Below are 22,218 nucleotides of genomic sequence, written 5' to 3'. Positions count from 1 at the left end.
TAAATCTGTCATAAAAGTGCATCATAATCATTTTGACCCTCTATATACATTAAACAGGATAGAGTATGGCAAGGCGTATTCTTGTTGTTGAAGATGAAACCGCAATTCGAGAGATGATCTGTTTTGTTCTGGAACAAAATGGTTTTCAACCTATTGAAGCAGAAGATTATGATTCTGCATTGAGTTTCCTTATCGATCCTTACCCTGATCTGGTTTTATTGGATTGGATGATCCCCGGGGGATCGGGCTTACAGGTAATAAAACAGATGAAGCGGGAAAGTAATACCCGTGATATTCCCATTATTATGCTAACAGCAAAAGGGGAAGAAGAAGACAAAGTCCAAGGCCTAGAAACAGGTGCGGATGATTATGTGATCAAACCTTTTTCACCTAAAGAGCTTGTTGCACGCGTAAAAGCAATTTTACGACGCTTATCACCCATGTCAGCAGAAGATATTATTGAATTTAATGGATTAGGTCTTGATCCTGTTTCTCATCGAGTCACCAGTCAAGATAAACCGATTGATATGGGCCCTACTGAATTTAAGCTCCTGCACTTTTTTATGACACATCCTGAACGTGTGTACAGCAGGGAACAACTGCTAAACTATGTTTGGGGAACGAATGTTTATGTTGAAGACCGTACCGTTGATGTGCATATCCGTCGTTTGCGTAAAGCTATTGAAGAAGATGGTCACGACAGAATGATACAAACAGTACGCGGAACGGGATATCGTTTTTCTGCCCGTTTCTAAGTCACTATGGGAGTAATCGCCAGGTGTTAGAACGACTATCGTGGAAAGCCCTCGTTTGGGGGCTATGTCTATTTTGTTTACCTGCTTTTATATTATCACTTTTTATCGGTCATCTTTCTTGGTTGTTGGTGGCGTCACTACTGAGCGCGCTTGCTTGGCATGCCTATAATTTACTGAAATTATCTAAATGGTTGTGGTTAGACCGTTCTGTATTGCCACCTGAAGGCAGAGGAGGGTGGGAGCCTATTTTTTATGGCATTCGACAAACCCAACAACGCAATCGTAAACGACGTCGAGAGCTGGGTGATTTAATTAAACGTTTTAGAAGTGGTGCTGAAAGCTTACCCGATGCCGTCGTAATGATGACCAATGAAGGTAATATTTTTTGGTGTAATAGCCTTGCCCAGCATTTATTAGGTTTTCGTTGGCCAGATGATAATGGGCAAAATATTTTTAACTTATTACGTTACCCTGATTTTCTGCACTATTTTACTGCAGGTGATTTTAGTCATCCTTTAACGATTTCACTTAATAATGGCTCTATTGTTGAGTTTCGAGTCATGCCATACAGTGACGATCAGCGTTTAATGGTGGCGCGAGATGTCACAGAAAAAAATAAGTTAGAAAATGCTCGACGCGATTTTTTTGCCAATGTTAGCCATGAGTTAAGAACACCGTTAACGGTTATTCAGGGTTATCTTGAAATGATGGAAGAAAATAGTGTAGAAAAACCGACAGAACACAAAGCGATTGTGACAATGCAAGAGCAAGCTAAGCGTATGGATACATTAGTTAAACAGCTTTTACAACTTTCCCGTATTGAATCTGCCCCTCATATTGATTTAACTAAAGTGGTTGATATTCCTGCTATTTTAATACTGTTACAACAAGAGGCTGATTCATTAAGTCAAGGACAGCATCACTTTATCTTTGATATTGATGAGCAATGGGCTGTGCGTGGTAATGAAGAGCAACTGCGTAGTGCTGTTTCTAACTTAGTGTATAACGCGATTAATCACACAGAAGAAGGCACAACAATAAAAGTCAGTTGGAAGAAAATTCCACAAGGGATGTTATTTAGTGTTTCAGATAATGGCTTAGGGATCAGCGCAGAACATTTAACGCGTTTAACAGAGCGTTTTTATCGTGTTGATAAAGCCCGCTCTCGCCATTCTGGTGGTACAGGATTAGGGCTAGCGATTGTGAAAAAATCACTTCTCCATCATCACTCACAATTGAATATTGAAAGTAAAGTGGGAAGCGGAAGTACTTTCTCTTTTATTTTACCTCAAAGCTTGTTGTTTGCTAAAAAAGCACACTAATCTCATCTTTTAAAGCCGTTATCACTTATTTTTCTAAATTAGTGACAACGGCTTTTGTACTTTATCGACTTTTTCGATATCAATAAAAACTAATATCGTAGTGTTAAATTTTAATATTATTAATTAATCAGAACTTTAAATAAGGCTAACACCCTATATTCTTGGTGATAAAATGCACAAATCATATCGTGCATATTCGATGATATATGATAGTAATAACTAGCTCTGAAAAATAGTTTAGATGATTATTCTGGTTTTTAGATTGGCTATTGCCTTTTTCCATTATAAAAGTTTTACTTGTAGCCAGTTATCGGCGATTTTTTCTATTTGAGACATCATTGCTCCACATAAAATGATTTTATGTGGATATTATCCTAAATAATAACGATCTAAACTTAAATAGACATTGTTGATTTGATGTTACGCTATTTCTTCTTTTTAGCGTAATCCAACCATTTTCGTAACTATATATTAACAAAACTTATGGCACATAGATTAACGTCCAGAGATATTCTGGCATTAGGGTTTATGACCTTCGCCCTCTTTGTTGGGGCTGGCAATATTATTTTTCCTCCCATGGTCGGTTTACAATCCGGTGAATTTGTTTGGACTGCCGCAATAGGCTTTCTTATTACGGGTGTCGGTTTACCCGTATTAACCATTGTTGCATTGGCAAAAGTGGGAGGCGGTATTGAAGCATTAAGCACGCCAATTGGTAAATCAATGGGGCTATTATTAGCCATTGTTGCTTATCTTGCTGTTGGTCCTCTTTTTGCTACACCGCGTACAGCAACCGTCTCTTTTAAAGTCGGTATTGCACCTTTAGTGGGTGATACCGAAATGTCATTATTGATTTACAGTATTGTCTATTTCTTAATTGTTATCGGCATTTCGCTTTATCCCGGTAAATTATTAGATAGCGTAGGCCATATTCTTGCCCCAATTAAAATTTTAGCATTGGCAGTATTAGGCTTAGCTGCTGTATTTTGGCCTGCGGGTGGTGCTATTCCTGCCACAGAGGCTTATCGTGATATGGCGTTAACTCAGGGTTTTATTAATGGTTATCTGACTATGGATACCTTGGGTGCAATGGTGTTTGGTATTGTCATTGTTAATGCTGCGCGCTCTCGTGGTATTGATAATTCGTCACTGTTAACGCGTTATACCATGTGGGCAGGTATTATTGCGGGGGTATTGCTAACGGCAATTTACTTGAGCTTATTTAAGCTTGGTTCTAGTAGTGGCAGTATTATTCCTGGGGCGCAAGACGGTGCTGATATTCTACATGCCTATGTTCAATATACTTTTGGTAACTTTGGTAGCTTCTTTTTAGCTATACTGATTTTCTTAGCCTGTATGGTAACCGCGGTTGGTTTAACCTGTGCCTGTGCTGAATTCTTTAGTCGTTACTTGCCCATTTCTTATCGTACATTGGTGTTAATTTTAGCGATATTCTCAGCAGTAGTATCAAACTTAGGGCTAAGTAAACTGATTGCGTTTTCTATTCCTGTGCTGATTATGATTTATCCACCTTGTATTGTGATTATTTTGATGAGTTTCACTTTACGTTTGTGGAATAATCCCACTCGTATTATTGCTCCAGCAATGGCCGTTAGCCTGTTTTTCGGTGTTTTTGATGCAATAAAAGCCTCTGATTATTTGAAGCATTTATTACCTGAGTGGGCAACTAAATTACCGTTAAGCGAACAAGGTTTAGCGTGGTTAATTCCGGTATTAGTCACCATTGTAGTCTGTGGTATTTATGACAGAGTCGTAGGCTCGAATAGTAAAAAAGTGATCCATACAGAAATAACGAAATAAGCCATAAAGTACATTGATATTAAACGTAAAAAGGGAAGCGAAAGTTTCCCTTTTTTAATGGTATATGTTTGAGGTATTAATTAATAAAAGTAGAGCCCTGTTTTATATCCGCAATAGGATGCTGATTTTCATCTAAATAGTAATGAATACCGGCGACGATACCCTCTTCACCTTCATAGAAGATTTTAAAGCGAGTACGATTGCCATCATGATAAGCAATCACGGCACAGCCGCCTTCTCCTAAACAAAATTGATGAAGATGACCCGTTGAGATGCAAATACTGTTATCACCAGATACCGTGATTTTACAGTTATCACCGGTGTTAATTGCAACCGCGTTGTTTCCTGTGACATTGATTTGCGCTAAATCGCCCGTGTTAGAAACTTTTGCGCGATCTTGAGAGGCAGTAATAAAATTACGCATACCACTGTTTGCGATATGAACACCATTGCCTGATGCGTAAATCTTGACATCGTTACCACTGTTACAAATGCGAGAACGCCCTCCTAAGCTACCAATACGACACTGATTACCTGTATTGCAGACTTTTCCAGCAAATCCTGTGTTCATCAATTGATTGCTATAGCCTGTGTTGGCAATGCTGTTTTCATCGCCAGAAAAAGCCACAATATTATTACTGCCACATAAAGCAAGATCTGTGCTTAGTTGCTGGCTTTTTAGGATCAATTGATGCCATTCGGTAGAGAATTGAATGTTTTCAGAGGTTGGTAAAGTGTTGTGGTATGGCAAGCGTTGTAATGTGACACCTTGTTGTTGTTCATTGCCGAGCAGGAACAAGATGTTTTCCATGACTTCTTGTTCCTGTTTGGCAAAGGATGCTTCACTAAAATGACGTAAATAAACATATTGAATAAAGCTCTCTATCCACTGTGTACGGCGCTGTTTTATCAACTCACAATGGATAGCACTGTAAGTGCCTCCATCAGGAAAATAACGTAAAAACCAACGATAAAGCGAAGTTGAAACATGCAGTTGTCGTAAGTCTTCTTTTGTTAATATAATATTTTCCTTTGAAGGGACTGACATATAAGCTCCTAAATCTAGGTATTAATTAGTGTCTGTGGTAACCGTCAACCATACTGCGAAACGTTTGGAACGGTGTTCTTCCCGTTGTACACAAATAAAGGTGACCCAAGATAAAAAAGACACTACATACGGCTAATATTTGATGTGCGATTAATAACCATGCTTTAAACATCACAGCATCAGCAGGAATAAATGTAGGATTTTGAAGTAACACGCCTGTGATTAATAGAAGTGGAACTAATGCATACATCACACCTAAATAGGCCATTTGTTGCAGTGGATTAAATTTTACATTTTGTGTCGCTGGGAAAGGGTGATCTTCCCCTTTAATTATCCCATAGAGGTAAAAACGAGTTTGCATAAAGGCACGTTGAAACCAGTTTTTCCCATCAATGCGGTAAAATTTACCATTACCCCCGACAAGGTTAATCAAGACAAAGGATAACCAGCAAACTAACAGCAGGTAACCACAGATCTCATGCACACTGACCAATAACGCCGTATCGTGCGCAGAAAGTAGGGCAAAATGGTTAATGCCACCGCTAAGGAGCAATAAAATAAATAAAGAGGCATTACTCCAGTGCCATAAACGCACCGCTTTAGAGTAAAGATAGAGCTTCTCTTCTTTGTGCGACTCACCATGTGGTGTGGCAAAGCGATAACGCAAAAAGCCATGAAGTGCGAGTACAAGTAGCATACCAATAATCAAGACACCGGCGACAATAAGCCAAAGTGGTAAATAGTCAGGTGTATAGATTAAGACATACTCTTTGAGTGCTGCTTGAAATTGAGTGCTGTCTGGCATTGTATTGACGATACTCATACTTTACCCTCCTCTTTAGCATGAGGCCCTACACGACGATAGAGATGGGGTTTCCCTACGCCATCGAGTTGATAAATATAGTAATCGTGTGTTTTAAGCCACTCTTGAATTTGAGGGCTGTCTTCTTTGCCAAATAACAAGGCATTTTGTGGACACGCACTCACACAAATCGGTGGAAACCCTTTTTGTAATCGAGACTCAAGACAGAAATCACATTTATCAGCAACATGTGTAACAGGGTTAAGATAACGAACTTGATATGGACACGCTGATATACAGTAGCTACAGCCAATACATTTCTCTTTATCAACACGCACAATACCATTGGTTTCATCACGCCAAGATGCACCTGTAGGACATACAGGAATGCAAGGTGCGTCTTCACATTGCTGGCAAGAGTGTCTAAAGAAATGGTATTTGTCGTTGTCTTCTTTTAGGCTTAATGGAATATGAGCAATATCCATTCTTGCCATTCCTGTTGGCACTTTATTTAATCGACGGCATGCAGTGGCACAAATATTACAGCCATTACAGAGCGTCTCATCATGGATCATGGCATAACGGATAGGTTTTTTCTCTGCGCTTGCCGCAAGTGCACTTCCTAGTGGCGCACTGAAAAAAATGACCGATCCCATGCCTGCTACAAATTTACGGCGAGAAACACGCATTATTTTTGCTCCTCAGTCTGATGATGTTGTAATTCCCACATTGCATTTCGTCGATAAGGCAGAACATTAAGGGTTTTCATGTTGTTCTACCTCTATCCATTCAGTTAAGCCTCGTGCTTTTCCATAGCTCATTAGTGTGTTACTAAAGAGATAAGGAGCATCGTTAGAGGCTAAAACTTGCTGAATATCTTGAAAGTCAGGGTGAGCTTTCATCAGTGTCAGTGCATCTTCAATCTCTGAAGCCGTATAATGAAAAGGTTCAGACATCAACATGCTTTGTTTCAATGGACGAGGATAGGTTTCACACTCAAAACGCACAACTCCCGCAATTGCAGTACAAATATCCGCGTGGCGATTTAATAATTGCAGTTGTGCGAAGTTATCCGACATAAATTGATCAGAGTAGAAATAATTCTCACCATTGAGACTTAAATGGGCGATATCAATAAACTCGTCGCTTTTTAACGCAGTTTCTAATTGCGCAATATCTTCAGTTGTTAGTGAATAGGGCGCATCATACAGCGTTGAAATAGCTAATAGTTCACCTTCTTTTGAACATTGACGTATCGCATTCGCTAGATGTTGTTCAGCAGATAACGTTGCGACTTCTTCAGCCGATTCTTCTGCAATATCAGTTAAGGTGTTAGAGATACGCCCAACACCTGTTTCTGATAGTGGCAGTAGCCAACGGCGACGAGAAATATCGGGTTGTTCTAACGCAATATCTACATCATCAGCGATATCAGGTGGTATAGAAGCCGATGCATTTTGTTCTATCATCATGATCTCCTTCTTTTACCCATCAACTTGGTAATAAACCACGAGACGCTAAATCGTCTGCAACATCTTGTAATCCAAGGCGAACCAACGTTTCTTTTGTTGGGCAACCTAATTGTGGGTCCCAGCCCATTTCTTCATAGAACATGGTGAGAGAAAGTTTCATATCTTCTCTGTCCATTTTGTCTGTACCTTCAGTAAAGACCGGAATATCAGGATCTTTATCAAATACCCATGAACAGATTTGGTCATGTTCATTACGCATATCCATCGTATTCATTAATTTAACGGTATAAGCGCGGTGTAAGGTGAAAATGCGTTCTGAAGCTAAATCGAGATCTTTAGACGTTGTCGGTTCACCTGTAATGGCAGTAAAGAACTTAGCTTCCATTTCTAAATCGCCACGATAATTACGGCTCTTATGGGGTGAAACGGTCATCGGCCATACCCAGTTACATAAAGTGACGGCATCGTGTAAGCAGCTACGTAACAGTGTCCATTTGGTATAAGCAATTTTGGCTTTATTGATAGGTGTATAATTTTTGGTTTCATCAAAAGCATCGCCAGAGCCAAATAGCTCACCCGCAATTTCTTTTTGCAGTTTTAGCGGTAAACCACTACCGATATAGTTGATATGAGTATGAGTCATCGCATCGCGGTTAAACATACAGTTAACGATAGAACCAACTTGAGCGGAAGCTTCATTAGCATGGTGAATTGGGAAGCCCATTGGGGACCAAAGTTTATTTTTCTTGTTAGCCCAATACTCTTCACCTAAATTCCAGCGTTGCGCAATCAGGTAAGAGCCATCAGCAAGGTGACTAAATTCACCTTTACGATGCGCTAAGCGGTAATAGAAATCTTTGATAAACTCAGGGTTGCCTTCTTCCAGTTTATCCCAAGGAATATCGTTATATTCTTCTTCAGAAAGTACACGTTTAAAGACACCGTGGGTATAGCAATAAGTGAAGTCACGATGCAGTTGACCGTAGTTACACCATAATCCCATATCATCAAAAATATTTAGGCCAACAAGGTTACCCACAACATTACCATCCCCTTTTTTCTCAACATCTTTAGGGCCATTAGGGAAAATGGTTGTATGAACAAAGTTAGCGACACAAGTGTTACCACCTGTTTGTGGCACACCAAATTTCTTCGCTTGTGGAACGTTAAGCTGTGCCATACAGCGAATAGGACAAGAGTGGCAACCGCCCATTTTTACAGTGTATTCTTCGGCTTCTGGGCCTAAGTCAAAGGTCGATTTCATGGTTCTAAAACCAACAGTATTGATATCACCAGGAGGAATTTCCCCTGTTTCAATTGGGCCGCCTTCTGCCGCACCCCAATACAGTCCTTTACGTGCAGTCCAACGAGAGCCTGGATCTGAGTATTCAGCCCAAGATTGTGGTGTGCTTGGTACAACGTGGTTGTTATTAGAGCCAATCAGTTGTGTCATCATGTAGTCGTTAAGTTCTTTTAACGCTTTACGATCGGCAACATTAACCCCACGACTACCTTCAACAACAATAGCTTTTAATTTTTTAGAACCTAAGACCGCACCAACACCCGCACCACCACTGTGGTTACGGCTGTTAATGATCCCAGACAAAGGCACGAGGTTTTCGCCCGCAGGGCCAATGGTTGCAACACAGGCCTCAGGGCTTGTCTGAGCACACAGCTCTTCTGTGGTTTGACGCACCCCTTTACCCCATAAGAAAGAGGCATCTTCAATAGAAACTTGGTCATCATCGATATGGATCCAAACCGGCTTATCTGATTTACCTTCAATGATCAGTGAGTCGTAGCCCGCAAATTTCATCCATGCCGCAAAAAAACCCCCCATATGGGCATCAACGACGAGATTACCGCGTGTAAAAGTAGAAAGAGAGGTAATATTAACGCGAGAGCTACAAGGCGCGCCCGAACCCGTTAATGGGCCCACAGCAAAAACAACTTTGTTTTCTTCGTCAAAAGGTTTAACGCCGGGGGCAACTTCGTCATACATAATTTTGTAGCCAAAGCCCATCCCTCCAATTAAGGATTTAAATTTGCTTGAGCTTTCACGAGTGATGGCACCGGTGGTTAAATTGATTCTTAGAATATTTCCAGTCCAGCCGTTAATCATAATATTGCTTCCTAATCTAAATGTGGTTCAGTGATGTGATTATCTGGATTTATTAAACAGTAATTTCTTTCCATTCAATGATTTGCAGAGCACCTGTTGGGCACGCTGATGCACACTCACCACATAAATTACATTTGCCGGATTTTTTAGTTTGTGGATTGACGGTAGCCATCATCCAAGGACAAGCGGTTGTACAGGCCGCACAGCCAATACAACGACGCGTATCGACGACAATACAGCCAAACTCTTCTTGATAACGGATCGCTTTTACTGGGCAGACCTTCATACATTCTGGATCTTTACATTGGCGACAAGTATCCGTTGTAAAGTTTAAATCGCCATAAAGCCCACCGCCGGAGCCAATACCTTTATCACCAAAATAGAAATGACGGTGAATTTTAGTACGAGAGAAGAAAGAACCAACGCTGCCATCATTCCATGTTGTACATGCCGTTTCGCAACGGTGACAACCTGTGCAACGTGCTCGATTTGTAACTAAAACACCTTTAGGGGTTGTGGTTAATTGAATGATACCGCTGTCTATTTCTTCTTGCTTACACCCTAAAAGAGAAAGCAGTGCGGGTGCTATTGTGATCCCTGCCAGTCCTTTACCGGATATTCGCAGAAACTCTAGTCTTGATAGTCCAATATCTAATAGTGGACGATGATGTTTATCAGACATTAATATTTATCTCCGCTTAACTAATTTATATAAGAAATAAGTTGTGATGATAAATTCTTTATTTATCCGCTTGCTTTAGCGTTATATAAAAAATACAATAACGATATCAGCAGAAGATATATTATAGATTTCAACTCTTTTTATGATAAAAATACGGTGTGGTTAAATGTTAAATATTTGTATTTACAATGTGTTATATCCATTTCTTACGTATTTTTATTATCCTCTCTGATAGTGTGGTTATTAAAAAATTAATACTGTGATTGCTATCATAGAAATAAAAATAGTAAGTGTTATTAATTTAGTTTAATTAAATGATTATTATTTTTATCTGTAATTAAGAAAGAGAATAAATACCATTTATATATATTCTATTATTGAAGTGATATTAACGGTGATTTGCTCTTATATTCTATCTAATATTATTATTTTAATAATAAATTGATATTTGATGTTAATTATTTATTTAATAAAAAATTAGGATTGATTATTATTAATAGAATTATATATGAATAAATTGTAAAACCATGACTAGATCATTTTTATAAAAAAAGAAACCTTATCTAATCAAGAGAAGGTTTCTTATATTAATATTATTCTGTAGTTTAGTGATTAATAACCCACCGCTTTACCTGCTGGGCGGCGAACATCATTTGATCCATAAAGATAACTTTCACGTACCGCACCAGAAACAGCAGAATCATTACCTGATGATGCAGGGATAACACCTTTTTCTCCAGGAAGCCCGACCATAATGAGTTCAGCCGCTCCCCATGGGGTTTGTTCTATCATTTTATATCCCATGGCTGAGAGTTTTTCTAAAGTGTCTTTTGATAATCCTCGTTGCTCATAATAAACCTCATCCGGTAACCATTGATGGTGAATACGAGGGCTATTAACCGCTTCTTGTGGTGGCATACCAAACTCAATGATATTAAGTGCCGTTTGTAAGGTGATTGAGATAATACGAGAACCTCCCGGCGATCCTAAAATAAGGAAAGGTTTGCCTTCTTTAGTCACAATCGTTGGGCTCATTGATGATAGTGGGCGTTTTAATGGTGCAATGCTATTGCGTTCACCTTGCACTAAACCATAGAGATTCTTTTCACCCACTTTGGTTGTAAAATCATCCATCTCATTATTGAGGAAAAAACCAGTGCCTGAAGCAATAACAACGGCACCAAAACGACCATTAATGGTGTAAGTGGTCGAAACAGCATTGCCGTCTTTATCCATAACAGAATAGTGTGTTGTTTCAGGACTTTCATGAGGTGCTATGCCCGGTTGTACATTTTCTGATGGCGTTGCTTTATTCGGTTTAATTTGTTGGCGAAGTTCAGTGGCATAGGTTTTACTTAATAATTTTTCTGTTGGATTTTTAATAAATTGAGGATCACCAAGAAACGTATTTCTGTCCATATAAGCATGGCGCATTGCTTCTGTCAGAGTATGAACATATTCAGCGGAGTTAAACCCCATCGATTTAAGATCGTAACCTTCTAAAATATTTAACGTTTGACAGATAGTGACACCTCCTGAACTTGGAGGTGGTGCAGAAATAAACTCATAACCTCGATAAGTACAGGTGATAGGTTTGATTTCTGTAATAGTGAAGTTAGCAAAATCCTCTTGAGTTAACAGGCCATTATGTTGTTTCGACGCTTCTTCAACTTTTTTAGGAATTTCACCTTGATAAAATGCATCAGCCCCTTGGTTTGCAATCAGTTCAAGTGTATTGGCTAAGTCAGTCTGAATTAGACGATCACCCGGCTGCCATGGCGTCCCATTTGGTTTTAAGAAAATTTTTGCTGATTCAGGATCTTGTTTAAAGCGCTCTGTTGTTGTTTCTAATACATCCGTATCAGCGCGCGTTAAAATATAGCCTTCTCTTGCAAGTTTAATGGCAGGAGCCATGACATCTTGGCGTGAAAGTGTACCGTATTTTTCTAATGCAGCATCAAGGCCTTTGACTGTACCAGGTACACCTGAGGCGAGATAACCGTACAAACTGGCCTCTTTAATCAAATTACCTTCTTTATCTAAATACATATTTTTAGAAGCCGTAATGGGGGCTGTTTCTCTAAAATTAATAAAGGTATTTGTGCCATCAGCAAGGTGTATTGTCATAAAGCCACCACCACCAATGTTACCACAACAGGCATTTACGACCGCTTGTGCATAACCAACAGCAACAGCTGCATCAATGGCATTTCCTCCTTTTTGTAAGATATCGCTACCGACTTGTGAGGCTAAATGTTGAGAAGAGACAACCATACCTTGTTGTGCTTCAACGGCAGGCTCATAGGCTGCATAGAGTGAATGAGAAAAAAGGGCAGTGAGTAACAGCAAGTGAGTTCTTTTTATAGTAATCATTATTATCTCCATTAATAACAGCGAGTTATCATAAATTAAAGCAAGTGAGATAGAAGTAGTATACGCTGTTATTAATGTTAATTAACAATTGCGTAACAATAAGTATAGAGAGAGGTTATTAATGAGAAGAAATTTTTTTGCAGTGATGATCACAAAATTCTCTTTAAGCTGGTAAATAATAAGATTATGGATAATTAATAATGGCAATAAGGGGATGATCTAAGAATAGATAAGTGCTGCGATAATCAATAAAAAAGCCTGTTTTCACAGGCTTTTAGAAATACATTAGCTTACCTAAATATTACAGTTTGCTAGAGTTTGCTTTCAGATATTTAGCAACGCCGTCTGGAGATGCGCCCATACCTTCTTGACCTTTTTCCCACTGTGCAGGACAAACATCGCCGTGCTCTTCGTGGAATTGAAGTGCATCAACCATACGGATCATTTCATCGATATTACGACCTAACGGTAGATCGTTAACGACTTGGTGACGAACAACACCTTCTTTGTCAATTAGGAATGAACCACGCAGCGCAACGCCTGCTTCTGGGTGTTCAATGCCGTAAGCTTTGATGATGTCATGTTTAATATCCGCAACCATTGGGTATTTAACTTCACCAATACCGCCATCATCAATTGGCGTTTTACGCCATGCGTTATGAACGAATTCTGAGTCCATAGAAACGCCGATGATCTCAACACCACGTTTTTTGAATTCTTCAAAACGGTGATCAAATGCAATCAGCTCTGAAGGGCAAACAAAAGTGAAATCCATTGGCCAGAAGAAAATAACGGCAGGTTTGCCTTTGATAAATGAATGCAGGTTGAAATCGTTAACAACTTCACCATTACCTAAAACAGCAGCGGCTGTGAAATCAGGGGCTTTGCGAGTAACCAGAACCATAATGTACTCCTGTAAATTGAAAGAGTTTATACTCGTCATATTTCAAGTTGTAGCGTTGTTGACTGCGTTCATTCGCACTAGTCACATACTTTTGTATGCTCCTAGCGACTCATTCACTTGTCGCCTAGCTACACCTCGAACTATTTAGAGTAAATTCAGAGCGTATACCCTGTTTATACTCGTCATATTTCAAGTTGTAGCGTTGTTGACTGCGTTCATTCGCACTAGTCACATACTTTTGTATGCTCCTAGCGACTCATTCACTTGTCGCCTAGCTACACCTCGAACTATTTAGAGTAAATTCAGGGTGTATACCTTGTTTTAAATGTAAATCAGGGTGTTTACCCTGTTTTTAAATGATGCATACAGCATAAATAATCAATCGCTATTGATAAAGTCAAACAGAACAATCTATTTGATAGATTGTAGCTATCAACTGAATACAACAAAGTAGGATTATTTATGACTCCTTGTATAACAGCTTATTCTAATCAACTTTGAAAATGAATACTATGCTTGTTAAAAAATCGTTACGAATAACAGGCTGGATTGGCTTGGCATCTGTTTGATATACCAAATGTAATCTCAATTAATGACAAAAAGATGACTCTCAAAATAGCTGTTAAATGTATCAGTCATCAAGTTGATGATGCTGTGCTCTTTCTAACAATTGTGGATAAAATTGCCAAAAAATCTCACTTAATTCGTCATAATGGGTTTCAAGTGCAATGTAAGAGCCCGCTAGAGCACTTAAGCGCGGTCTTCTTCTCGCCATTCCTTTCAATGTTTGGGCAATATACGCTTTATCAGCATAACGGGTTAACCAAGATTGTGACCATAAATACTCGTTGAGTTCTTGAAACTTTTCAGGCGTTTGCCATAAATCGGGCTCAATAATATTGCGTGTCTTAGTGATAAAATCAGCTAATGGTAGATTAGGCTCAAATATCGACCAATTTAAAGAAAGAAAGTGGTCCCAAAAGACATCTAAGGTGATGGGAGAAACTCGACGATATTCTTCAGGAAAGAATAAGCGCGCCTGTTTGACTAACGGGTGTGTGTCGGTTAGCACATCAATGCGTCTATGCATACGAATTCCCTCAACCACAGCTTGGCTGTAATCAGAGCTTGGTGTGCCTTTGACGTAATCTGCCATCATATTGCCTAATAAAGAGCTTTCTGCTCTAAAGGCTAGATGTAAGTGAGCAAGATAATTCATCCCATCATCATAACGCTTTTTGAATAAAAAAGGGCTTCTTTGTTGCACTGATAAGCTGGCAGCACTAGACTAGTCCGCCTGTTTTTTATGAAAGTAGTCGTTTAATTATGCGTGTATCAGACTTTAGATTTGAACTGCCCGAAGCCTTGATAGCTCACTATCCACAACCTCAACGCAGTGGTTGTCGTTTGCTCTCTTTAGACGGTGAGACAGGCACTTTATCACACGGTATTTTTACCGATGTGTTAGATAAGATAAATACTGGTGATCTGCTTGTTTTCAATAACACTCGCGTGATCCCTGCGCGTATTTATGGTCGTAAAGCGTCAGGAGGTAAAATTGAGGTGTTAGTTGAGCGTATGCTTGATGAGCATCGTGTACTTGCCCACGTTAGAGCGTCTAAATCACCTAAAGAAGGTGCTGCATTAGTGCTGGGTGAAGATGAAAGTGTACAAGCCACTATGGTTGCACGTCATGATACACTTTTTGAAATTCGCTTTGATGATGAAAGAGATGTTTTAACTATCCTGAATAGTATCGGACATATGCCGTTACCTCCTTATATTGATCGTCCTGATGAAGAGTCTGATAAAGAGCTTTATCAAACTGTCTATAATGAGCGCCCTGGTGCGGTTGCTGCCCCGACGGCGGGATTACACTTTGATGAACCCTTACTTCAAGCCTTAAGAGAAAAAGGGGTTGAGATGGCGTTTGTCACACTGCATGTTGGTGCAGGAACCTTCCAACCTGTGCGTGTTGATAATATTGAAGAACACACGATGCATTCTGAATATGCAGAAGTACCACAAGACGTGGTTGATGCAGTGTTAGCGTGTAAAGCGCGAGGGAATCGTGTTATTGCAGTAGGGACAACGTCTGTTCGTTCATTAGAAAGTGCGGCTAAGGCGACAAAAAATGCGTTAATTGCGCCTTTTTTTGATGATACCCAAATCTTTATTTTTCCGGGTTACCAATATCAAATTATTGATGCTCTGATTACCAATTTCCATTTACCGGAATCGACATTAATTATGCTGGTTTCTGCCTTTGCTGGGTATCAAAATACCATGAATGCTTATAAAGAAGCTGTTGAGCAAGAGTATCGTTTTTTCAGCTATGGTGATGCAATGTTTATTACGCATAACCCTTTAGCTATCAATGAAAAAGTCGGACAAGAATAAAGAGTTACTATTCTTTTTAACGATTTTCTTCATTTTATGAGTTGTTATTTCAATTTTATGGCTTAATCCCTTTGACTAAGTACGGGTTTTTATTGAAGTAACATATACAGCCGTCTAACAAATGATTAGAATGTGCTGTTTTTTATTTCGCATTGGACTGTTTTTCTGATGCTTGGAGGATGAGTGAAATACGAATTAGATAAAACCGACGGCAATGCACGTCGTGGCCGCCTTATTTTTGAACGTGGTGTTGTCGAAACACCTGCATTTATGCCTGTAGGAACGTATGGCACCGTAAAAGGAATGACACCAGAAGAAGTAAAAGCAACCGGTGCACAAATTCTTTTAGGTAACACTTTCCACTTATGGTTACGTCCAGGTCAAGAAATCATGAAATTACACGGTGATTTACATGATTTTATGCAATGGCAAGGTCCTATTTTAACGGATTCAGGTGGTTTCCAAGTCTTTAGTTTAGGCGCAATGCGTAAAATTAAAGAAGAGGGCGTTCACTTCCGTAACCCGATTAATGGTGAAAAGATTTTCTTAAGCCCAGAAAAATCAATGGAAATCCAATACGATTTGGGTTCTGACATTGTAATGATTTTTGATGAATGTACGCCATACCCTTCCGATTGGGATTACGCGAAAAACTCAATGGAAATGTCATTACGTTGGGCTAAACGTAGTCGTGATCGCTTTGATGAACTCAATAACAAAAATTCATTATTCGGTATTATTCAAGGCGGTGTTTACGAAGATTTACGTGATATCTCCGTAAAAGGACTAGTCGAAATTGGTTTTGACGGTTACGCTGTCGGCGGCCTTGCCGTAGGCGAACCTAAAGAAGATATGCACCGTATTTTAGAGCATGTCTGCCCTCAAATTCCTGCGAATAAACCGCGTTATTTAATGGGGGTTGGTAAACCAGAGGATTTAGTTGAAGGTGTTCGTCGTGGTATTGATATGTTTGACTGTGTCATGCCAACACGAAATGCACGAAATGGTCATTTGTTTGTTACAGACGGCGTAGTGAAAATTCGTAATGCAAAACACCGTTCAGATACATCAACATTAGATGAACATTGCGATTGCTATACATGTAAAAATTATAGCCGCGCTTATTTGCATCATCTTGATCGTTGTAACGAAATTTTAGGTGCAAGGCTGAACACTATCCACAACTTGCGTTATTATCAACGTTTGATGGCTGAAATTCGTCAGTCTATTGAAGACTCACGTTTTGACGAGTTTGTTCACGAATTCTACGAACGTATTGGAAAACCCGTACCACCGCTAAATGGCAGTGCGAGTAAGTGTGATTAATGTATACGAGAAAGCCCAATTCTGTGTATGATATTGGGCTTATAACTTGAATATCGTCGATATCGACAACAATGAGGAAAAGTGAATGAGTTTTTTCATTTCTGATGCTGTTGCTTCTGCTGGACAAGCAGCTCCTGAAGCTAGCTTTATGTCTATTTTACCAATGTTAGTGATTTTTGTTCTGATTTTCTATTTCATGATCCTACGTCCACAGCAAAAACGGACTAAAGAACATCGTAAACTGATGGATTCTATCGGTAAAGGTGATGAAGTTTTAACAACAGGTGGCTTAATCGGTCGTGTTGTTAAAGTTTCAGATAACGGCTATGTCGTTGTTGAGTTAAATGAAACAACAGAAGTAACTATCAAACGTGACTTTGTTGCCGCTGTATTACCTAAAGGCACAATGAAAGCTATTTAATTAATTTCCCCAAAGGGAAAAGGGAACTGCCGTGCTAAACCGTTATCCTTTGTGGAAGTACCTGATGTTGATAGCCGCTATCCTCATCGGTCTGCTTTACGCACTTCCTAACCTATATGGTGAGGATCCGGCTGTTCAAATCACTGGCGCGCGGGGAACCGCCGCCAATGAGCAAACACTGGATCAAGTTCGATCTTTATTAGATAAAGAAAAAATTGAAGCGAAATCTATTGCACTTGAAAATGGTGCGATTTTGGCTCGTTTCGGTAACCCTGACATTCAGTTGCGTGCCCGTGAAGTGTTGTTGCCTGCGTTAGGCGACCAGTTCATTGTTGCACTTAACCTTGCACCGGCAACACCAAAATGGTTAGAAGCCATTGGCGGTGAGCCGATGAAACTGGGGCTAGACTTACGTGGTGGTGTTCACTTCCTAATGGAAGTTGATATGGAAACCGCGTTAGGTAAACTTCAGGAACAAAATGTTGAAAGTCTACGTACATTATTACGTGACGAAGGCATTCCGTATTCATCTATCCGTAAAACGGATAGTTATGGCGTTGAAATCCGTTTCCGTAATTCAGATGATCGCTCTAAAGCTTCAGATTACCTAACTCGTCGTAACCAAGATCTCATTTTTAGAGATGGTGCCAATAACTCATTAAGAGCTATTTTTACTGACGAACGTTTGCGTGATGCACGTACTTATGCGGTACAGCAAAATATCACAATTTTACGTAATCGTGTTAACCAGTTAGGGGTTGCTGAGCCATTAGTTCAACGCCAAGGCGCTGACCGAATTGTGGTTGAATTACCCGGTATTCAGGATACCGCACGTGCTAAAGAAATTTTAGGCGCAACGGCAACTTTAGAATTCCGTTTAGTCAATACTGTGGTTGATCCTTCTGCTTTAGAGACGGGCCGTATTCCGGGCGACTCAGAAGTAAAATATACCCGTGAGGGCATGCCAACGATTCTTTATAAACGCGTTATTTTAACGGGCGACCACATTACTGATTCAACCTCTCAGGCTGATGAATATGGTCAACCACAAGTGAACATTTCACTTGATAGCGCAGGTGGCTCTATCATGTCTAACTTTACGAAAGACAACGTCGGCAAGCCGATGGCAACACTTTTCGTAGAGTATAAAGACAGCGGTAAACGTGATGAAAATGATCGCGCTGTATTGGTTAAAAGTGAAGAAGTTATCAACGTTGCAAATATTCAATCACGTTTAGGAAATAGCTTCCGTATTACGGGGATTTCAAACGCAAATGAAGCACGTCAATTGTCTTTATTATTACGTGCTGGTGCGTTGATTGCACCAATTCAAATTGTTGAAGAAAGAACCATTGGACCAACTTTAGGCCTGCAAAATATCACGCAAGGCTTGGAAGCGTGTTTATGGGGTCTGATTGCATCTGTTGCCTTTATGATCATTTACTATCGTAAATTCGGTATTATTGCGAGTACGGCATTAATGGCAAACTTGGTGTTAATTGTTGGGGTAATGTCACTATTACCTGGTGCAACACTCACTATGCCAGGTATTGCGGGTATCGTATTAACGCTCGCCGTCGCTGTTGATGCCAACGTACTGATAAACGAGCGTATCAAAGAAGAGTTACGTAATGGTCGTTCAGTACAACAAGCAATCCACGAAGGTTACAAAGGTGCCTTCTCCAGTATTATTGATGCGAACTTAACCACACTGATTACAGCGGTGATCCTTTATGCAGTCGGTACCGGCTCGATTAAAGGCTTTGCTATCACTACCGCTATCGGGGTTGCAACCTCCATGTTTACCGCTATCGTTGGTACACGTGCGATTGTAAACCTGCTGTATGGTGGTAAACGCGTCAAGAAACTGTCTATTTAAGGAGCACGTTGTGGCACAGGATTATACTGTTGAACAATTAAACCATGGTCGTAAAGTCATTGACTTTATGCGTTGGGACAACGTCGCCTTTAGTATTTCGTTTCTGCTTTTGATAGCTTCTATTGCTATCATTTCCGTGAAAGGATTTAACTGGGGATTGGATTTTACAGGTGGTACGGTAATTGAGATCAATCTCAGTCAACCTGCCGATCTTGATAAAATGCGTGATAGCCTAGATGCAGCAGGCTTCAAAGATCCTCTGTTACAAAATTTTGGTAGCAGCCGCGATATTATGGTGCGTATGCCTCCTGTTGAAGGACAGGCTGGCCAAGAATTAGGTAAAAAAATTATCGATGTTATCAATGCTAAAGTTGATAACGATGCGGTAGTTAAACGTATTGAATTTGTTGGGCCAAGTGTGGGTAGTGAATTGGCTCAAACAGGGGCAATGGCGTTGTTATCTGCACTTATCTGTATTCTTATCTATGTCGGATTCCGTTTTGAATGGCGTTTGGCGCTAGGTGCCGTTATTGCACTTGCGCATGACGTGGTGATCACACTGGGTGTTCTTTCCCTGTTCCACATAGAGGTTGACTTAACCATTGTAGCGTCATTAATGTCTGTTATCGGTTACTCACTGAATGATAGTATTGTTGTATCAGACCGTATTCGTGAGAATTTCCGTAAGATCCGTCGAGGAACATCATATGAGATTATGAACGTTTCTCTAACACAGACATTGAGCCGTACCATTATGACATCAGCAACAACATTACTTGTTGTATTAATGCTGTATATCTTTGGTGGTTCAATGCTCGAAGGTTTCTCTTTGGTTATGTTAATCGGTGTTTCAATCGGGACTGTTTCTTCTATTTATGTGGCTTCTGCATTAGCACTGAAAATGGGAATGAAACGCGAACACCTGATTGTACAAAAAGTGGAAAAAGAGGGTGCAGATCAGACAACACTCTTACCATAATAGAGCGTTTTTCTGATAAAACATCGCAAACACCCTGCCAGTGTATACTGACAGGGTGTTTTTTGTTCACTGAACAGGTACACTGTTTATGAGTATTGTCAAAAGTAGGAATAACTATGCATTGCCCATTTTGTGGAGCCGTAGATACCAAGGTAATTGATTCCAGACTTGTTGGTGATGGTTCACAAGTGCGCCGTCGTCGTCAATGTCTTGTTTGTCATGAGCGTTTTACGACCTTTGAAGTTGCAGAACTGGTGATGCCTCGTATCGTAAAAAGTGATGAAATACGTGAGCCTTTTGATGAAGAAAAACTTCGTCGAGGAATGCTTAAAGCATTAGAAAAACGCCCTGTGAGTTCAGATGATGTTGAAGCTGCGATAAGTCATATTAAATCACAGTTAAGAGCAACGGGTGAAAGGGAAATCCCTTCAAAAGAAATTGGTAATTTTGTTATGGAGCAACTAAAAAAACTCGATAAAGTAGCCTATATTCGATTTGCTTCCGTTTATCGAAGCTTTGAAGATGTTCGTGATTTTGGTGAAGAAATTGCAAAATTACAAGATTAATTCAGGTTTCATTTTAATAATTTGAAAAATAACGATAAATAATAAATTTACATACAATTATTATGACAAATAACAACAGCAACAACTCAAGTACTGATGAATGGCATAACGATGAGATTTACATGCGCCGAGCAATAGAGCTTGCTGCATTAGGGCGTTTTACAACATCGCCTAATCCTAACGTGGGCTGTGTGATTGTTAAGGACGGTAAAATTATCGGTGAAGGCTATCATCATCATGCTGGTGGTCCGCATGCAGAAGTCAATGCATTGAAAATGGCAGGGGATAAGGCAAAAGGGGCGACAGCTTATGTCACTCTTGAACCTTGTAGTCATTTTGGCAAAACACCGCCTTGTGCTGATGCTTTGATCAATGCGGGTATAAAACGTGTTGTTGTTGCGATGCAAGATCCCAATCCTCAAGTCGCAGGGCGTGGATTGCACAAATTATTATCAGCAGGAATGGATGTTTCACACGGTGTTTTAATGCAAGAAGCTGAAAAACTTAATGTCGGCTTTTTCAAACGCATGAGAACAGGCTTTCCTTATATCCAGCTAAAATTAGGTGCTTCTTTAGATGGAAAAACTGCATTAGCATCAGGTGAAAGCCAATGGATAACCTCTCATGCATCACGTCGAGATGTACAGAATTTTCGTGCTCAAGCAAGTGCAATTTTAACCACAAGTGCGACAGTATTAGCTGATGATCCGTCAATGAATGTGCGATGGGATGCACTTTCGGATGAGGTAAAAGCCCTTTATCCAGAAGATACTTTACGCCAGCCCATTCGTATTGTGACGGATAGCCAAAATCGAGTCACTGCAAACCATAAGATCACACAATTGGAAGGTGAATGCTGGCTAGCTCGTACACAATCACAATCAAGTGAATGGCAAGGTAATGTCTCAGAAATCTTATTACCGACCAATGGCAAAAACAGTGGTGTGGATTTAGTGTTACTGATGATGCAACTGGGTAGACGCAATATTAATACGGTATGGGTTGAAAGTGGGGCACATTTTGCGGGGGCATTGCTGGAAGCAGGGCTTGTAGATGAGCTTATTATTTACATTGCACCTAAAATTTTAGGAAATGATGCTCGTGGGTTATTTGCGCTTTCTCCACTTACATCATTGTCAGAAGCACCTGAATTTACTATAGATTCTCTTCAACAAATGGGCTCTGATATCAGAGTCTGCTTAAAACCTCGTTATTAATAGACGCAAATAAGTGTGTCTACGGCGCTATTTGTAGTAAAATGGCGCCGTGTGTGTTATTTCCTGTCGTTACGACATTGTTATCAGCCAACTAAATGCCTTGATTTATCAAGGGTTTTTGGCTCCTTT

General features: G+C 39.9%; 19 protein-coding genes. 10 read left to right on the top strand and 9 right to left on the bottom strand.

Annotated features, from left to right (window positions below; translation table 11 throughout):
* The first annotated feature begins 65 nt into the window (after positions 1-65).
* From phoB to brnQ, 3 genes are all read left to right on the top strand, one after another.
* A complete protein-coding gene (phoB, locus tag INT04_RS04575) occupies positions 66-755 on the top strand; it encodes a phosphate regulon transcriptional regulator PhoB (protein ID WP_023580900.1) in 690 nt (229 codons plus the stop codon).
* 23 nt (positions 756-778) lie between these two features.
* Positions 779-2,077 carry a phosphate regulon sensor histidine kinase PhoR gene (phoR, locus tag INT04_RS04570; RefSeq protein WP_193014956.1) on the top strand — a complete coding sequence of 433 codons (1,299 nt, stop codon included), beginning with the start codon at positions 779-781 and terminating at the stop codon, positions 2,075-2,077.
* A gap of 483 nt (positions 2,078-2,560) precedes the next feature.
* Positions 2,561-3,898 (top strand): branched-chain amino acid transport system II carrier protein, encoded by a 1,338-nt coding sequence (brnQ, locus tag INT04_RS04565; RefSeq protein ID WP_193014955.1) that lies wholly within the window; start codon positions 2,561-2,563, stop codon positions 3,896-3,898.
* 76 nt (positions 3,899-3,974) lie between these two features.
* Here brnQ and ydhT read toward each other — a convergent pair whose 3' ends face one another.
* The 9 genes from ydhT to INT04_RS04520 all read right to left on the bottom strand — a co-directional run bounded on the left by ydhT (position 3,975) and on the right by INT04_RS04520 (position 14,520).
* Positions 3,975-4,946 (bottom strand): protein YdhT, encoded by a 972-nt coding sequence (gene ydhT / locus INT04_RS04560; protein WP_193014954.1) that lies wholly within the window; start codon positions 4,944-4,946, stop codon positions 3,975-3,977.
* Between the two features lie 25 nt (positions 4,947-4,971).
* On the bottom strand, positions 4,972-5,769 hold the full coding sequence (gene phsC / locus INT04_RS04555) for a thiosulfate reductase cytochrome B subunit (RefSeq protein WP_193014953.1): 798 nt from the start codon (positions 5,767-5,769) through the stop codon (positions 4,972-4,974).
* A complete protein-coding gene (locus INT04_RS04550) occupies positions 5,766-6,437 on the bottom strand; it encodes a 4Fe-4S dicluster domain-containing protein (protein WP_193014952.1) in 672 nt (223 codons plus the stop codon). The genes phsC and INT04_RS04550 overlap by 4 nt, the downstream gene beginning before the upstream one ends.
* 66 nt (positions 6,438-6,503) lie before the next feature.
* A complete protein-coding gene (locus INT04_RS04545) occupies positions 6,504-7,217 on the bottom strand; it encodes a YdhW family putative oxidoreductase system protein (RefSeq protein WP_226893973.1) in 714 nt (237 codons plus the stop codon).
* A gap of 22 nt (positions 7,218-7,239) precedes the next feature.
* Positions 7,240-9,342 carry an aldehyde ferredoxin oxidoreductase gene (locus INT04_RS04540; RefSeq protein ID WP_193014950.1) on the bottom strand — a complete coding sequence of 701 codons (2,103 nt, stop codon included), beginning with the start codon at positions 9,340-9,342 and terminating at the stop codon, positions 7,240-7,242.
* Positions 9,343-9,394: 52 nt separating this feature from the next.
* A complete protein-coding gene (locus INT04_RS04535) occupies positions 9,395-10,024 on the bottom strand; it encodes a ferredoxin-like protein (RefSeq protein WP_193014949.1) in 630 nt (209 codons plus the stop codon).
* A 612-nt stretch (positions 10,025-10,636) separates the two neighbouring features.
* Positions 10,637-12,397: a gamma-glutamyltransferase gene (gene ggt / locus INT04_RS04530; RefSeq protein ID WP_193014948.1), complete on the bottom strand. Its 1,761-nt coding sequence runs from the start codon at positions 12,395-12,397 to the stop codon at positions 10,637-10,639.
* 301 nt (positions 12,398-12,698) lie between these two features.
* The gene (locus INT04_RS04525; protein ID WP_193014947.1) at positions 12,699-13,301 is read right to left on the bottom strand and encodes a peroxiredoxin C; all 603 of its coding nucleotides are present in this window, start codon (positions 13,299-13,301) and stop codon (positions 12,699-12,701) included.
* Between the two features lie 631 nt (positions 13,302-13,932).
* The gene (locus tag INT04_RS04520; RefSeq protein WP_193014946.1) at positions 13,933-14,520 is read right to left on the bottom strand and encodes an ACP phosphodiesterase; all 588 of its coding nucleotides are present in this window, start codon (positions 14,518-14,520) and stop codon (positions 13,933-13,935) included.
* Positions 14,521-14,627: 107 nt separating this feature from the next.
* On the opposite strand from INT04_RS04520, the gene queA reads away from it, so the two are divergent.
* The 7 genes from queA (at position 14,628) to ribD (ending at position 22,089) form a co-directional block, all read left to right on the top strand.
* A complete protein-coding gene (queA, locus tag INT04_RS04515; RefSeq protein WP_193014945.1) occupies positions 14,628-15,701 on the top strand; it encodes a tRNA preQ1(34) S-adenosylmethionine ribosyltransferase-isomerase QueA in 1,074 nt (357 codons plus the stop codon).
* 183 nt (positions 15,702-15,884) lie between these two features.
* On the top strand, positions 15,885-17,027 hold the full coding sequence (tgt, locus tag INT04_RS04510) for a tRNA guanosine(34) transglycosylase Tgt (protein WP_193014944.1): 1,143 nt from the start codon (positions 15,885-15,887) through the stop codon (positions 17,025-17,027).
* A gap of 85 nt (positions 17,028-17,112) precedes the next feature.
* Positions 17,113-17,448 (top strand): preprotein translocase subunit YajC, encoded by a 336-nt coding sequence (yajC, locus tag INT04_RS04505; protein ID WP_193014943.1) that lies wholly within the window; start codon positions 17,113-17,115, stop codon positions 17,446-17,448.
* Between the two features lie 31 nt (positions 17,449-17,479).
* On the top strand, positions 17,480-19,327 hold the full coding sequence (secD, locus tag INT04_RS04500; RefSeq protein ID WP_193014942.1) for a protein translocase subunit SecD: 1,848 nt from the start codon (positions 17,480-17,482) through the stop codon (positions 19,325-19,327).
* A gap of 10 nt (positions 19,328-19,337) precedes the next feature.
* Entirely contained in the window at positions 19,338-20,306 is a 969-nt protein-coding gene (gene secF, locus INT04_RS04495) for a protein translocase subunit SecF (RefSeq protein ID WP_193014941.1), read from the top strand.
* A 116-nt stretch (positions 20,307-20,422) separates the two neighbouring features.
* On the top strand, positions 20,423-20,872 hold the full coding sequence (gene nrdR, locus INT04_RS04490) for a transcriptional regulator NrdR (RefSeq protein ID WP_193014940.1): 450 nt from the start codon (positions 20,423-20,425) through the stop codon (positions 20,870-20,872).
* 62 nt (positions 20,873-20,934) lie between these two features.
* Complete coding sequence (gene ribD / locus INT04_RS04485) at positions 20,935-22,089, top strand: bifunctional diaminohydroxyphosphoribosylaminopyrimidine deaminase/5-amino-6-(5-phosphoribosylamino)uracil reductase RibD (RefSeq protein WP_193014939.1); 1,155 nt, start codon at positions 20,935-20,937, stop codon at positions 22,087-22,089.
* Positions 22,090-22,218 lie beyond the last annotated feature (129 nt).

Source organism: Proteus sp. FME41, from assembly GCF_014897315.1.
GTDB lineage: Bacteria > Pseudomonadota > Gammaproteobacteria > Enterobacterales > Enterobacteriaceae > Proteus.
Note: the sequence above shows the minus strand (reverse complement) of the source record. Positions and strands in the feature narration are given on the sequence as shown.

Coding starts and splice junctions, on each gene's coding strand:
- phoB (WP_023580900.1), top strand. CDS start 66: ATGGCAAGGCGTATTCTTGTTGTTGAAGATGAAACCGCAATTCGAGAG.
- brnQ (WP_193014955.1), top strand. CDS start 2,561: ATGGCACATAGATTAACGTCCAGAGATATTCTGGCATTAGGGTTTATG.
- ydhT (WP_193014954.1), bottom strand. CDS start 4,946: ATGTCAGTCCCTTCAAAGGAAAATATTATATTAACAAAAGAAGACTTA.
- phsC (WP_193014953.1), bottom strand. CDS start 5,769: ATGAGTATCGTCAATACAATGCCAGACAGCACTCAATTTCAAGCAGCA.
- INT04_RS04550 (WP_193014952.1), bottom strand. CDS start 6,437: ATGCGTGTTTCTCGCCGTAAATTTGTAGCAGGCATGGGATCGGTCATT.
- INT04_RS04545 (WP_226893973.1), bottom strand. CDS start 7,217: ATGATAGAACAAAATGCATCGGCTTCTATACCACCTGATATCGCTGAT.
- INT04_RS04540 (WP_193014950.1), bottom strand. CDS start 9,342: ATGATTAACGGCTGGACTGGAAATATTCTAAGAATCAATTTAACCACC.
- INT04_RS04535 (WP_193014949.1), bottom strand. CDS start 10,024: ATGTCTGATAAACATCATCGTCCACTATTAGATATTGGACTATCAAGA.
- ggt (WP_193014948.1), bottom strand. CDS start 12,397: ATGATTACTATAAAAAGAACTCACTTGCTGTTACTCACTGCCCTTTTT.
- INT04_RS04525 (WP_193014947.1), bottom strand. CDS start 13,301: ATGGTTCTGGTTACTCGCAAAGCCCCTGATTTCACAGCCGCTGCTGTT.
- INT04_RS04520 (WP_193014946.1), bottom strand. CDS start 14,520: ATGAATTATCTTGCTCACTTACATCTAGCCTTTAGAGCAGAAAGCTCT.
- queA (WP_193014945.1), top strand. CDS start 14,628: ATGCGTGTATCAGACTTTAGATTTGAACTGCCCGAAGCCTTGATAGCT.
- yajC (WP_193014943.1), top strand. CDS start 17,113: ATGAGTTTTTTCATTTCTGATGCTGTTGCTTCTGCTGGACAAGCAGCT.
- nrdR (WP_193014940.1), top strand. CDS start 20,423: ATGCATTGCCCATTTTGTGGAGCCGTAGATACCAAGGTAATTGATTCC.
- ribD (WP_193014939.1), top strand. CDS start 20,935: ATGACAAATAACAACAGCAACAACTCAAGTACTGATGAATGGCATAAC.